General features: G+C 56.3%; 13 protein-coding genes. 8 read left to right on the forward strand and 5 right to left on the reverse strand.

What is annotated here, in order from left to right; genetic code table 11:
- The 4 genes from QZ766_RS12355 to mntR form a co-directional block, all read right to left on the reverse strand.
- Positions 1 to 357, reverse strand: a 357-nt coding sequence (locus QZ766_RS12355) for a GntR family transcriptional regulator (RefSeq protein WP_297202382.1), incomplete at its 3' end; no start/stop codon positions are given.
- 35 nt (positions 358 to 392) lie between these two features.
- Positions 393 to 1,766 (reverse strand): glycoside hydrolase family 1 protein, encoded by a 1,374-nt coding sequence (locus QZ766_RS12360; protein ID WP_297202384.1) that lies wholly within the window; start codon positions 1,764 to 1,766, stop codon positions 393 to 395.
- A 150-nt stretch (positions 1,767 to 1,916) separates the two neighbouring features.
- The gene (locus QZ766_RS12365; protein WP_297202386.1) at positions 1,917 to 3,029 is read right to left on the reverse strand and encodes an SLC13 family permease; all 1,113 of its coding nucleotides are present in this window, start codon (positions 3,027 to 3,029) and stop codon (positions 1,917 to 1,919) included.
- Positions 3,029 to 3,499: a manganese-binding transcriptional regulator MntR gene (mntR, locus tag QZ766_RS12370; RefSeq protein WP_297202388.1), complete on the reverse strand. Its 471-nt coding sequence runs from the start codon at positions 3,497 to 3,499 to the stop codon at positions 3,029 to 3,031. The genes QZ766_RS12365 and mntR overlap by 1 nt, the downstream gene beginning before the upstream one ends.
- A 181-nt stretch (positions 3,500 to 3,680) precedes the next feature.
- Between mntR and mntS the strand changes: the two genes are divergently transcribed.
- Entirely contained in the window at positions 3,681 to 3,806 is a 126-nt protein-coding gene (gene mntS, locus QZ766_RS12375; RefSeq protein ID WP_297202390.1) for a manganase accumulation protein MntS, read from the forward strand.
- Between the two features lie 257 nt (positions 3,807 to 4,063).
- The gene (locus QZ766_RS12380) at positions 4,064 to 5,638 is read left to right on the forward strand and encodes a phosphoethanolamine transferase (protein WP_297202392.1); all 1,575 of its coding nucleotides are present in this window, start codon (positions 4,064 to 4,066) and stop codon (positions 5,636 to 5,638) included.
- A 55-nt stretch (positions 5,639 to 5,693) separates the two neighbouring features.
- On the opposite strand, the gene ompX is transcribed toward QZ766_RS12380, so the two are convergent.
- Entirely contained in the window at positions 5,694 to 6,209 is a 516-nt protein-coding gene (gene ompX, locus QZ766_RS12385; protein ID WP_297202393.1) for an outer membrane protein OmpX, read from the reverse strand.
- 355 nt (positions 6,210 to 6,564) lie between these two features.
- Here ompX and rhtA point away from each other — a divergent pair, with 355 nt between their 5' ends.
- The 6 genes from rhtA (at position 6,565) to ybiO (ending at position 13,132) form a co-directional block, all read left to right on the forward strand.
- Complete coding sequence (gene rhtA, locus QZ766_RS12390; RefSeq protein ID WP_297202395.1) at positions 6,565 to 7,452, forward strand: threonine/homoserine exporter RhtA; 888 nt, start codon at positions 6,565 to 6,567, stop codon at positions 7,450 to 7,452.
- 271 nt (positions 7,453 to 7,723) lie between these two features.
- Entirely contained in the window at positions 7,724 to 8,227 is a 504-nt protein-coding gene (gene dps, locus QZ766_RS12395) for a DNA starvation/stationary phase protection protein Dps (RefSeq protein WP_297202398.1), read from the forward strand.
- 357 nt (positions 8,228 to 8,584) lie between these two features.
- Positions 8,585 to 9,331, forward strand: coding sequence for a glutamine ABC transporter substrate-binding protein GlnH (gene glnH, locus QZ766_RS12400; protein ID WP_297202400.1), 747 nt, complete (start codon positions 8,585 to 8,587; stop codon positions 9,329 to 9,331).
- A 106-nt stretch (positions 9,332 to 9,437) separates the two neighbouring features.
- Positions 9,438 to 10,097 carry a glutamine ABC transporter permease GlnP gene (gene glnP, locus QZ766_RS12405; protein WP_297202402.1) on the forward strand — a complete coding sequence of 220 codons (660 nt, stop codon included), beginning with the start codon at positions 9,438 to 9,440 and terminating at the stop codon, positions 10,095 to 10,097.
- Entirely contained in the window at positions 10,094 to 10,816 is a 723-nt protein-coding gene (glnQ, locus tag QZ766_RS12410; RefSeq protein ID WP_297202405.1) for a glutamine ABC transporter ATP-binding protein GlnQ, read from the forward strand. The genes glnP and glnQ overlap by 4 nt, the downstream gene beginning before the upstream one ends.
- A 111-nt stretch (positions 10,817 to 10,927) precedes the next feature.
- On the forward strand, positions 10,928 to 13,132 hold the full coding sequence (gene ybiO / locus QZ766_RS12415; RefSeq protein ID WP_297202407.1) for a mechanosensitive channel protein: 2,205 nt from the start codon (positions 10,928 to 10,930) through the stop codon (positions 13,130 to 13,132).

Genomic DNA, 13,132 nt, shown 5'->3' on the forward strand with positions numbered 1-13,132 from the left:
GATCAGCAGCGCGGCCTGCTCGCCGTCGTCGGGAAAGCGCACCGAAAAATGTACGATGCGGCTGGACACCTCTCCCCTGCCCTCCCAGGTTTTGGTCGCGCCGAAGTAGTCGCTTCCCGGCAGATCCCACTTTGAGAGCTGGTGGAAATTTTTACGCACGAAGGTGCCGAGACCCTGGCGGGTATAAATAAGCCCTTCAACGATCAGCTGGCGCATCGCCTGCTGGATAGTCATTCGGCTGGTACCAAACTCCGCCGCCAGCGCAAGCTGGTCAGGCAGCGGCCGGCTGGCCGGGTACTGCTCGCTGATGATGCGCTTTTTGATTTCCCGCGCGATAGTTAAATACTTTGCCGCCATGCCTGCTGGTGTCCCTGTGAATGGTTGATGGAGAGCTACAGCGTTTCACCGCGGCTGGCGATCGCTAGCCTGAGCCAGCCGTAGCTCTTCTTCGGTATCCGCTTCAAATCTTTCAGATCGTGGTTGTCGCGGTTGACGTACACCACGCCGTAGCGCTTGCGCATGTCGCCCTGGGAGCTAAGAATATCAATCAGGCCCCAGCCGAGATAGCCCATCACCCGCGCGCCGTCTTCGGCTATCGCCGCCTTCATCGCGTTAATGTGATCCCGGTGATAGCCGATGCGATAGTCGTCGGCCACCGGATTAATGCCGTCCCAGGACTCAATCACGCCGATGCCGTTTTCAATCGGGAAAACCGGCATCCGCCAGCGGTTGGCGTATTCGGTAATAATCGAGCGAAAGCCCAGCGGATCTATCTGCCAGCCCCATTCGGTGGCCTGCAGGTGCGGATTGGGCCGATCGCCGTACTGCATGTAGTTGTTAACCGCCGTTCCTTCCGGGATGCGATCGGCATCGAGGGTGCGGCTGGCGTAGTAGCTGAAAGCCAGGAAATCGTTTTTCACCGTCGCCAGCAGGGCGAGATCCTCTTCGCGATAAATATCGCTGAACCCTTCCCGCGCCACCGTCGCCAGCACTTCCGGGCTGTAGCCGCACCCGGCAAACACGCTGAGCAGGTTCTGGTTGAGAAATTCGTCTAGCTGGCGGGCGCAGAACACGTCGCGCGGCTTGCAGGTGGCGGGGTAGACCAGCGCGTGGGCCAGCATACCGCCCATCAGCTGTCCTGGGCAGGTCTGCTGCAGATAGCGAGTCAGGTGCGCGTGGGCCACCATTACGTGATGCTGGATGGCGTAGAGCTCGCGCAGAGTCTTCTCCCCGCGCAGGTAGCCGGAAATCAGAAACGCGTCCGGCATGTGGTAAAGGTTCTGCTCGTTGAAGGTCAGCCAGTACTTCACCCTGCCGCCAAAGCAGTCGATCATCTTTTTGCCGTAGCGGATAAAGGCATTCATCGCCCGGCGATCGCAAAAGCCATTGCTGGCTTCGGCCAGCGCCAGCGGCATATCGAAATGGTAGAGGCAGATCATCGGCTCGATGCCGCGGGCAAGCAGCGCGTCAATAAAGCGCTGATAAAAGGCGATACCCTCTTCGTTAAACTCGCCCTCGCCATCGGGGCAGACCCGGCTCCAGGCGAGGGAGAAACGGTAGCAGGTCATTCCTAAATCCTGCATCAGATCAAAATCTTCTTCGTAGCGGTGATAGGTATCGGTAGCGACTTTCCAGTCGGAGGCAAATTCCGAGGCCTCACGAATGTCGTACACCGAAAGCCCTTTGCCGCCCTCGTTCCAGCCGCCTTCCGTCTGCATGCTGGACGCGGAGTTACCCCATAAAAAATCTGCCGGCAGTGCGTTCATTCCTTTGCCCTCTATATGACTAGTCATTTAAAAATAAAGAGTAGTCATTTATCGTCAGGGTGCGGTAAATGGCAACGATGAGAACCCTTTTTTGTGAGCGGGATGGCAAAGCCGCCGCGCCCTCAGGTTAAGGGCGCGGCGTTAAGGCAATCAGGAAAGGAGGCGCAGCAGGCCGTAGCCAATCGCCGTTGCCCAAAACAGCATCGGAATAGAATAGAGGTGGAAGCGCCACCAGATGCGGCTGTCGTTGGCCATGCGCAGGGCAATCAGGTTGGCAAGGGAACCCGGCAGCAGGCCGAAGCCGCCGACGTTCACCGCCCAGGCCAGCAGCACCGACGGCGGCACGTAGTTAATCAGCAAAATCGTGGCCGGCACGTTGCTGATGACCTGCGACAGCCCCACCGCAGTCAGCCACTGCCCGGCAGCCGGCAGCTGGCCCGCGTGGCCGAGCGCGTGATGCAGCGCGGGAAGCTGGGTCAGCAGATGCACGTCCACAAACATCGCCATAAACACCAGCAGCAGCGTCCAGTCAACGCTGATAATCACCCGCCGTTCCAGCAGCAGAAAGCCGACCGCCAGCGCCGCCAGCCCCCACAGCTCCAGGTGCAGATCCAGCGCCAGCAGGAAAACCAGATAAAAAAACAGGCAGCTCCAGACCAGCTTTGGCTTCCACGCCGGCAGCGAATCGCTGCTTTGAAAAGTAAGCGGCGAGGGTTTAAAGCAGAAGCGGCACAGCAGCAGCAGGCTCAGCATCATCGCCAGCGCCAGCGGCGCCATCTGGCCGATAAACGCCGCAAAGCTGACGCCGGAGCGGCCCCACAGCAGGATATTTTGCGGATTGCCGATAGGTGTCAGCAGCGATCCGGCGTTAACCGCCAGCGCTTCGAAAATAATCAGCCGGTTTATCGGCAGCGCGCACCACTTTTTCAACGTCAGCGTCAGGGGCACCACAATAAACAGCGCCACGTCGTTGGTCAGAAAGGTGGAGAGCAGCGCCGCCGCCAGCACCATAAAACAGGCCAGCGCGCGCTCGGTGGCGAAACGCCGGGCCAGCTTGCGGCCCAGCACATCAAAATAGCCGCTGAGCTCGACCCCTTTGGTCAGCAGCATCAGGCCGCTGAGGGTGATAATGGTGTGCCAGTCAATGCTGGCCGGCCAGCTGCGGGGCTGAAAAGGAACCACGAAGCACAGCCCGGTGCCGATAAGAATCAGCAAATGCAAAAAGCGATCGCGCAGCAGCGATCGCACAAAAGGGAGGTTCATTAAGAGGGATTTTCCGCCGTAAGGGTAAAGTGACGAAAGCGTTCCAGGGTTTCCTGGCTGACGTGATGCTCCATGCCCTCCGCATCCCGGCGGGCCGTTTCCGGGCTGACGCCGATGGCCAGCAGAAAGTTTTCCACAATCTGGTGGCGCTCGCGGCTCTCCTGGGCCAGCTTCTCGCCCTCCGGAGTGAGAAACACGCCACGCCACGGGATCTGCTCAATCAGGCCAACGCCCACCAGCCGCTTCAGCATTTTCGCCACCGTCGGCTGGGAGACACCGAGCCGGGCGGCCATATCCACCTGGCGGGCTTCGCCTACTTCGCGGATCAGATCGGAAATAAGCTCCACATAATCATCAATCAGCTCCCGGCGGTGCGCCTCGCGGACCTGACGAAAACCTTCAACATGCTCTTCAACGTTAACTAGCTGCGTCACTTTTTTATGTCCTGGCCTGGCCGGGCGATTGCTCATGGTGCTTCCTCATGCGTGACGTTCGTTGGTATCAATTAACGGCGCCTATTGTATCGGATCGTGCCGTAAGAACAAAAAATTAACGTTTTAGCCATAGCTAAGTAATATAGCCTGTGCTATATCTGTATGTAATGCGAACATCCTTCAGGGAATGAAGGCGTAGAATGTTCAGGAGTAACCCATGAATGAACTTAAGAGGTGCCTAACCGTGTTTTCACACTCTCCCTTTAAAATCCGCCTGATGCTGCTCAATATGCTTTGCGACATGCTGGGCGATAAAAAACAGCAAGAGAAACCTTCGCGCTAATGCGGCATCGCGGGATGCCGCACTTCCCTTCGGCTTAAAAACGGGCCGCGTAGTTCCTTCGTTCCTTTTTCAATCAAAATTGTAATCTCCCTCGCAAAACAATTCGTTATGAACTGTTGACGCAGCCATACGTGCCCCTTATCTTCTTGCTGCCCTGCAGCCTCTGCGTCTTGTTGAACACCTTTCTTCACGCACCGTCCGGCAGGCCCTCTCCTTAACGCCAGGGAGCAGACATGGCGATTTTCTGATTGTTGTTTATGAACGTTACGCTGAAAGAGTCCCTCTCCGCCCGCGTCCTGAGCCTGAGCCCCTGGACCGGATGCTATATTTTACTTTCCCTGCTGATTAATCTGGCGCTGGGCTACCCTTTCAGCCTGCTGTACACCGCCGCCTTTGCCGCCGTACTGCATCTGCTGTGGCGCAGTTCGACGCTGGCCTACCGGATAGTCGTCGGCGCCTGCGCGCTGGTTGCCGCGCTGTATTATCCCTTCGGGCAGGCCTACGGTTCGCCCAACTTCAATACGCTGCTGGCGCTGCACGCCACCAATATCGAAGAGTCCACCGAGATCCTCACCATTTTCCCCTGGTACAGCTACTGCGTGGGGCTGTTGATCTTCGCCCTCGGCGCTATTGCCGTTCGGCGAAAAAGCGAGCCGCGCCGCGGCTGGGGAAAAATGGATTACGCGTGCCTGGTTTTTAGCCTCGTCACGATTTTTATCCGGCCGGTGCAGGAGATGGCCTGGGATGGGCAGTTTCACCTCAGCAAAGTGGGCTATCCGGTGGCGCGCTTCGTGCAGGACGCGCTGGCAAGCAACCAGGACGTGCTGGACGAACAGGCGCGAATGCTGGCGCTGGCCGGTAAAAAGGATACCTGGAACGTGCTGGCGGTGAAGCCAAAGTACCATATCTACGTGGTGGTAATTGGCGAAAGCGTGCGCCGGGACGCGGTGGGCGCCTTCGGCGGCCACTGGAACAACACGCCGTTTGCCAGCAAGGTGAACGGCTATCTGTTTACCGACTATATTGCCGCCAGCGGCTCTACTCAGAAGTCACTGGGATTAACACTTAACCGGGTCGTCGACGGCAAACCGCAGTTTCAGGATAATTTTGTCACGCTGGCCAACCGGGCGGGGTTTCAGACCTGGTGGTTCTCCAACCAGGGGCAAATCGGCGAATACGATACCGCCATCGCCAGCATTGCCCGCCGCGCTGACGAAGTGCAGTTTCTCAAAAAGGGTGATTTTGAAGCAGACAAGAATACCCGGGACGACGAATTACTGAAGATGACCGATCAGGTACTGGCCGCGCCGCGCACGCCGCCGCAGCTTATCGTGCTGCACCTGATGGGCTCACATCCCCAGGCCTGCGACCGCACGCGGGGGGAATATGCGCAGTTTGTGGTGTCGAAAGAGACATCCTGCTATCTGCACAGCGTCACCCAAACCGACAACTTGCTGAGTCGCCTGTATACCCGTCTGCGCAATGCCGGAGAGAGCTTCTCGCTAGTCTATTTTTCCGATCACGGGCTGGCGTTTAAAGCCCGGGGAAAGCCGGTGCAGTATCTGGCCCATGACGATAAGTTTCAGCAGAATTTTCAGGTGCCCTTTATGGTGCTTTCCAGCGATGACAAAGCCCACCGGATTATTAAGGCCCGCCGCTCCGCCAACGATTTCTTACAGTTTTTCGCCCAGTGGACCGGCATTAAAACCCGAGAAATTAGCAGCACTTACCGCTTTATCTCCGAGCAAAAGGCCGCACCGGCATATATCACCAACTTTAAATTGCAGAAGGTAGACTACACTCACCTGGCCAGTGACGTGTTTAGCCGCTGAATTAAGGGCAAAAAAAATCCGCCCGGGGGCGGATTTTTCACAATCGCGGATGCGATTAGAAGCTGTAGCCAACGCCTGCGATCCAGGTGCCGACGTCTACGCTACGAATACGAGACTGTTCGTAGGAGAAGTCCAGAGCAACTTCTTTGATCGGGTTCAGCTGAACACCGGCGCCGTAAGAGAAGCCAGCATCGCTGAAGTCATTTTTATGACGCTGAGAATCAGTTTTCTGGAATTTACCGTAACCAACACCGACTACGCCGTATACGCTGGCCCAGTCGTTGATGCGGTAAGCAGGACCACCGGTCACGCCGTAGTACTGACCTTTGTTGTACAGGTCGTTGCTGTCAGTGCGGCTTTTTTCGGTGTAAGTAAAGGAGCCGATAACACCCAGCGGGCTGTCGTTCCACTCGTAGCGGTATTTCAGGTTGAAACCATTCGCTTTGTTAGCAAAGCCCTGGAAATCACTCTGAGCGTAACCGCCAGAAACGGTAGCCTGGCCTGCAACTGCAGTACCTGCGGAGAAAGCCATAACCATGGCCAGTGCTGAAAGACATGCAATTTTTTTCATAACCACCTCAAATGTGCTTCAAGTAATCCGTAAGATTTAAATATATCAACAATTCGCAGGAAACTCTTGGTACTTCTCGTTGTCTAACAGTGTTTTTCGTGTAACCAGATGTTTCCACCTGGTACATACTCTGTTAGAAATCAGCAGCTTCCCCCGCGTATTGCCCCATTATGCGCATTAAAAACGTGATGAATATCCAGATTAATCTGAAACTCTGAGAAAATTTAATATTCGAGTGAACTTATTTTAGGTCCTGTCGCACAGGTTTTTTTCAACAATCATTAAACAGCAACAGATTTATTCAATTACACTGACTCCCTTACGTTTTTTTAGGTTGATTTACATGGAGAAAAGGATGCCTCGCTCACCGCGTTCTACCGCTATCTGGCTGCCTGTTTTAGTGCTGATTATTGCCATGAGCTCAATTCAGAGCGGTGCGTCGCTGGCAAAAACCCTGTTTCCATTGATAGGCGCCCCCGGCGTTACCGCCCTGCGCCTGGCGCTCGGCACGCTGATCCTGGTGCTGGTGTTTAAGCCCTGGCGGCTAAGGTTCAGCCGCGAGCAGCGGCTGCCGCTGCTGCTGTACGGCCTCTCCCTCGGCGCTATGAACTATCTGTTTTATCTTTCACTGCAGCGCATTCCGCTCGGCATTGCCGTGGCGCTGGAGTTTATCGGGCCGCTGGCGGTGGCGCTGTTTGGCTCCCGCCGCCCGCTGGATTTTATATGGGTCCTGCTGGCGGTGATGGGGCTCTGGTTTCTGCTGCCGCTGGGCCAGAGCAGCGATAGCGTGGATCTCACCGGCGCCGCGCTGGCAATTGGCGCCGGCGCATGCTGGGCGCTGTATATTGTGAGCGGCCAGCGCGCCGGGGAAGAGCACGGCCCGGCCACCGATGCGATGGGATCGCTGATTGCCGCCGCCATTTTTGTGCCGGTTGGCATCATTCAGGCAGGCGACCTGCTGTGGCACTGGTCACTGCTGCCGATCGGGCTGGGGATCGCCGTTCTCTCTACGGCGTTGCCCTACTCCCTGGAAATGATCGCCCTGACGCGCCTGCCAACCCGCACCTTCGGCACGCTGATGAGTATGGAACCGGCCATCGCGGCTATTTCCGGAATGCTTTTTCTCGGCGAAACGCTGACCCTGAGCCAGACACTGGCGCTCGGCGCCATTATTGCCGCATCGGTAGGCTCTACCCTTACGCTGCGTAAGGAAGCACGCATTGAAAAGATTGAAATTAAATAATCTGAAACAAGAAAGCACATATTGTCCGGGGTATTTTGTAGCAACGCTTTTGGGAATGAAAATATTTAGCGAATGAAATATATTCTCACTTAAAAATTAAGAATCTTTTACCAAAAAATATATAACTAACTGTTTAATAATGATTTAACAGAAAGCTTAAAAGTCTATGCTATTAAACCGATAGGCATTAACTTTCCGGCAAAGTTTTAAACCGGTGCTATACTTAATCCCGAAAATTACTGGGACAATCACATCAAGAGGATATGAGATTATGAGTACCGCTAAACTGGTCAAAACCAAATCATCTAACCTGCTTTATACCCGTAACGATGTATCTGACAGCGTGAAAAAGGCCACTATTGAGCTGCTGAATCGCCAGGTGATCCAGTTCATTGACCTGTCGCTGATCACCAAGCAGGCCCACTGGAATATGCGCGGTGCCAACTTTATTGCCGTTCACGAAATGCTCGACGGCTTCCGCACCGCCCTGGTAGGTCACCTGGACACCATGGCAGAACGCGCCGTGCAGCTCGGCGGTGTAGCCCTGGGTACCACTCAGGTTATCAACAGCAAAACCGCACTGAAAAGCTATCCGCTGGACATCCACAGCGTTCAGGATCACTTGAAAGAGCTGGCTGACCGCTATGCCGTTGTCGCCAACGACATTCGCAAAGCTATCGACGAAGCGAAAGATGAAGATACTGCTGATATCTTTACCGCCGCTTCCCGCGACCTGGACCAGTTCCTGTGGTTCATCGAGTCCAACATCGAGTAAGCCTTATCGCTTTATTCTCAAACCCCTCTCCGGAGGGGTTTTGCGCTTTTATGGTGCATTGCCTTCCTGCTCCTCGCCCGCAAAGTAATTAAAATGTAAACATTGCATCACACAATCGTTAACATAAGATTGTTTTATCTCCGCTATTTACGCTAAATATCGTCCTGCAGAGCCCCTCTGCGGCGATGCACTCATTCTGCGCCCCAAAACAGTGCATCCGCTACAGCCTGCACCGCTGCCAGTACAACCTGATGTCCGGCTTTGTTTATAAAACAACGGGTTGTAAAACTGGCACACTTTTTTCATAAGCGAATCGCTCTCCCAGGGGATCGCCCCGTGGATATAAAAGGAAATGCTATGAAGTCTGTATTGAAATTTTCCCTGGCTGCACTGACCCTGGCTTTTGCCGTTTCATCTCAGGCGGCAGATAAAAAACTGGTGGTCGCCACCGACACGGCTTTTGTGCCTTTCGAATTTAAGCAGGGCGACAGCTATGTCGGCTTTGATATCGATCTGTGGACCGCTATCGCTAAAGAGCTGAAGCTCGACTTCACCTTTAAGCCGATGGACTTCAGCGGCATTATCCCGGCGCTGCAAACTAAAAACGTCGATCTTGCGCTGGCGGGCATTACCATTACCGACGAGCGTAAAAAAGCCATCGAGTTTTCCGACGGTTACTACAAAAGCGGCCTGCTGGTGATGGTGCAATCCCGTAATGACAGCATCAAGAGCGTCAAAGATCTGGACGGCAAAGTGCTGGCAGTGAAGAGCGGCACCGGCTCCGTGGACTACGCGAAAGCCAACATTAAAGCCAAAGACCTGCGCCAGTTCCCGAACATCGATAACGCCTACATGGAGCTCGGCACCGGCCGCGCCGACGCGGTGCTGCACGATACGCCGAATATCCTCTACTTCATTAAAACCGCCGGCAACGGCAAGTTTAAAGCCGTAGGCGAATCCCTCGAAGCGCAGCAGTACGGTATTGCCTTCCCGAAAGGCAGCGACGAGCTGCGTGAAAAAGTGAACGGCGCGCTGAAAAAACTGCATGAAAACGGCCAGTACAATGAAATCTACAAAAAATGGTTCGGCACCGATCCTAAATAAACCAGCCTGAATCATTCCCTGACGCCCGGCGGCGCGCCTCGCGCCCCGGGCCTGCTTTATGGGCACATTTGCCCGGTCTCATTTTCAACGGTAACAGGAACAGAATATGGAGTTTGACTGGAGCGTTATCTGGCCCGCGCTTCCGGCGCTGCTGACGGGCGCAAAGATGACCCTGTGGATCTCAGTCCTCGGCCTGGCGGGCGGGATTGTGATCGGTCTGATTGCCGGTCTGGCGCGCACCTACGGCGGCTGGATAGTCAATCACGTGGCGATGGTTTTTATTGAAATCATTCGCGGCACGCCGATCGTGGTGCAGGTCATGTATATCTACTTTGCTCTGCCAATGGCCTTTCCCGACGTGCGCATCGACACCTTTGCGGCGGCGGTAATTACCATCATGATTAACTCTGGCGCATACATTGCCGAGATAACCCGCGGCGCGGTGCTCTCGATCCACAAAGGCTTCAGCGAAGCGGGGCTGGCGCTCGGACTTTCGCGACGTGAAACGGTCTTCCACGTGATTATGCCGCTGGCCCTGCGCCGGATGCTGCCGTCGCTTGGCAACCAGCTGATTATCAGCATTAAAGATACCTCGCTGTTTATCGTGATCGGCGCGGCGGAACTGACCCGCAGCGGCCAGGAGATCATCGCCGGGAACTTCCGCGCGCTGGAGATCTGGACCGCGGTCGGCGTTATCTATCTCGTTATTACCCAGGTACTCAACCTGGTGCTCCGCAGTCTTGAAAAGAGGATGAAAATCCTGTGATTGAATTCAAAAACGTCTCCAAGCATTTTGGCAAAACCCAGGTGCTGCACAATATCGATCTGAGCATCGCTCAGGGTGAAGTGGTGGTGATCATCGGCCCGTCCGGTTCGGGCAAATCAACCCTGCTACGCTGCATCAATAAACTGGAAGAAGTCACCTCCGGCGATCTGGTGGTTGACGGCCTTAAGGTCAACGATCCGAAAGTCGACGACCGCCTGATCCGCCAGGAGGCGGGAATGGTGTTTCAGCAGTTTTACCTGTTTCCGCACCTGACGGCGCTGGAAAACGTGATGTTCGGCCCGCTGCGGGTGCGCGGCACGGCCAAAGCGGAAGCTGAAAAGCAGGCGAAAGCGCTACTCGCCAAGGTCGGACTGGCGGAGCGCGGCCACCACTATCCGGCCGAGCTATCGGGCGGCCAGCAGCAGCGGGTGGCTATCGCACGGGCGCTGGCGGTGAAGCCAAAGATGATGCTGTTTGACGAGCCCACCTCGGCGCTCGATCCCGAGCTGCGCCACGAAGTGTTGAAGGTGATGCAGGATCTGGCCGAAGAAGGGATGACGATGGTAATCGTGACCCACGAAATCGGCTTTGCCGAGAAGGTGGCCTCGCGCCTGATCTTCATTGATAAAGGACGCATTGCCGAAGACGGTCATCCGCAAACGCTGATTGAGAACCCGCCCAGCCAGCGCCTGAAAGAGTTTTTACAGCACGTATCCTGATCGGAATACCCCGCCGCCTCCGTGCGGCGGGGGACCCGGCCCTCCTGCGCAGGCAGCCTGAATTTTGGCGTATATACTTATCGTTTTGTTTGATTGTTAAGGGAGCGTACCGTGCCGGGACTGTTGCTGTTTATCTTTATGCTGTTTTGCGCGCCGCTGCAGGCAGCGCCCGTATCGGTACCTTCCCCTTCCGCATCGCAGCCCGCCCAACCCGACGAGGCACAGAAAAAAGAGGCTTACGCGGCCCTCGCCGACGTGCTGGAAAATGATACCGCGCGCAAAGAGCTTATCGAAAAATTGCGCAGCACCGCAGCAGCCTCCCCAACATCCGGTACTGCCTCCGCCCCCGCGTCATCTGCGGCGCTGGAAGACAAAACGGTGCTGGAAAATGTCTCCCACGTCAGCCGCCAGTTCGGCGACGCGTTCGCCGGCCGCTTCGCCCAGCTGTGGCGCAACATTACCGCCGAGCCCCACAAGCATTTTAACGCCGGCACCTTCACCCGCGCCCTGACCCAGTTTTTGCTGCTGGCGGCACTGGTATTCGGCCTGTACGGCCTGCTACGCTTCGCCGCGCTGCCGCTGTTTCGCAAAATGGGCCACTGGGGACGTAAAAAAAATCACGACCGCACCAGCTGGCTGCATCTGCCGGCGACCATTCTTGGCGCCTTCGCCTTCGACCTGCTGCTGCTGGGGTTTACCCTGTTCGTCGGCGAGCTGCTCAGCGGGCGCATCAACGGCGGCAACCCCACTATCGCCTTTCAGCAAAGCCTGTTTCTGAACGCCTTTGCGCTGATCGAATTTTTTAAGGCGGTGCTGCGCCTGATTTTTTGCCCGCAGGTGCCCGATTTGCGCCCCTTCACCCTGCGCGAAGAAACCGCCGGGTACTGGTGCCGCCACCTTAGCCTGCTGAGCGGTGTGACCGGGTATGGCCTGATTGTGGCGGTGCCGATTATCTCCAACCAGGTCAACGTCCAGACCGGCGCGCTGGCCAACCTGGTGATTATGTTCTCAATCACCGTCTGGGGGCTGTGGCTTATTTTGCACAACCGCAAAGCGATCACCCGCGGGTTAAACGATCTGGCGGATCGCTCCCTGCCCTTTTTCAGCCTCTGCATCCGGGTGTTTTCCCACATCTGGCACTGGCTGGCGATCGCCTACTTTCTGGTGCTGTTTTTCCTTTCGCTGTTCGATCCGGGTAACAGCCTGAAATTTATGATGAGTGCGACGATGAAAAGCCTGGCGACGGTCGCGCTTGCCGCCTTCGTCTCCGGTCTGCTGTCCCGCTGGATAGCCAAGACCATTATTCTGTCGCCGGAAACCCGCCGCAGCTATCCCGAGCTGCAAAGGCGGCTCAACGGCTGGATCTCAGCCACCCTGAAAGTGGCCCGCATTCTCACGGTCTGCGTGACGATTATGTTGCTGATGAATGCCTGGAGCCTGTTTGATTTTGGCCGCTGGCTGCACGGCGAGGTGGGGCAAAAAGTGATCGATGTGCTGATCCGCATCTCGCTGATTCTGTTTTTCTCGGCGGTAGGCTGGACACTGCTTGCCAGCCTGATTGAGAATCAGCTGGCGTCGGATCATCACGGCCGCCCGCTGCCGAGCGCCCGGGCGCGCACGCTGCTGACGCTGTTTCGCAACGCCATCGCGGTGGTTATCACCACCATCACGGTGATGATTTTGCTCTCAGAAATTGGCGTCAATATTGCCCCGCTGCTGGCCGGGGCCGGGGCTTTAGGACTGGCGGTCTCTTTCGGTGCCCAGACGCTGGTGAAAGATATTATTACCGGGATTTTTATTCAGGTGGAAAACGGCATGGATACCGGCGATCTGGTGACGATTGGCTCGCTCACCGGCACGGTAGAGCGCATGTCGATTCGCTCGGTGGGGATCCGCATGGACAGCGGGGCCTACTATATTATTCCGTGGTCCTCCATCAGCACCTTCGCCAACTTCGTACGCGGCATTGGATCGGTGGTGGCAAACTACGACGTGGATCGCCGGGAGGATACGGACAAAGCCAACGACGCGCTCAAAGCCGCCGTGGCCGATATGATGGCCCAGGACAACATTCGCGCTCTGGTTATCGGCGAGCCGTCGTTCTCCGGCCTGGTCGCCCTGAGCAATACCGCCTTTACCCTGCGCGTCTCCTTTACTACCCTGCCGCTTAAGCAGTGGTCGGTGCGCTACGCGCTGGACGCGCAGGTGAAAAAGCATTTCGACGAGGCCAACATTCGTCCCCCGGTGCAGACCTACGAAATGCTGCCCGCGCCGGAATCAGCGGCGGCGCTGCCGCCCGCCGAGCCCGCGCCGTAG

The organism is uncultured Pluralibacter sp., from assembly GCF_913775985.1.
Lineage (GTDB): Bacteria > Pseudomonadota > Gammaproteobacteria > Enterobacterales > Enterobacteriaceae > Pluralibacter.

What these genes read in the sequence shown, in the direction of transcription:
- glnH (WP_297202400.1), top strand. Translation starts at nt 8,585, where the DNA reads ATGAAGTCTGTATTGAAATTTTCCCTGGCTGCACTGACCCTGGCTTTT.
- QZ766_RS12360 (WP_297202384.1), bottom strand. Translation starts at nt 1,766, where the DNA reads ATGAACGCACTGCCGGCAGATTTTTTATGGGGTAACTCCGCGTCCAGC.
- mntR (WP_297202388.1), bottom strand. Translation starts at nt 3,499, where the DNA reads ATGAGCAATCGCCCGGCCAGGCCAGGACATAAAAAAGTGACGCAGCTA.
- rhtA (WP_297202395.1), top strand. Translation starts at nt 6,565, where the DNA reads ATGCCTCGCTCACCGCGTTCTACCGCTATCTGGCTGCCTGTTTTAGTG.
- mntS (WP_297202390.1), top strand. Translation starts at nt 3,681, where the DNA reads ATGAATGAACTTAAGAGGTGCCTAACCGTGTTTTCACACTCTCCCTTT.
- QZ766_RS12380 (WP_297202392.1), top strand. Translation starts at nt 4,064, where the DNA reads ATGAACGTTACGCTGAAAGAGTCCCTCTCCGCCCGCGTCCTGAGCCTG.
- ompX (WP_297202393.1), bottom strand. Translation starts at nt 6,209, where the DNA reads ATGAAAAAAATTGCATGTCTTTCAGCACTGGCCATGGTTATGGCTTTC.
- QZ766_RS12365 (WP_297202386.1), bottom strand. Translation starts at nt 3,029, where the DNA reads ATGAACCTCCCTTTTGTGCGATCGCTGCTGCGCGATCGCTTTTTGCAT.
- dps (WP_297202398.1), top strand. Translation starts at nt 7,724, where the DNA reads ATGAGTACCGCTAAACTGGTCAAAACCAAATCATCTAACCTGCTTTAT.
- glnP (WP_297202402.1), top strand. Translation starts at nt 9,438, where the DNA reads ATGGAGTTTGACTGGAGCGTTATCTGGCCCGCGCTTCCGGCGCTGCTG.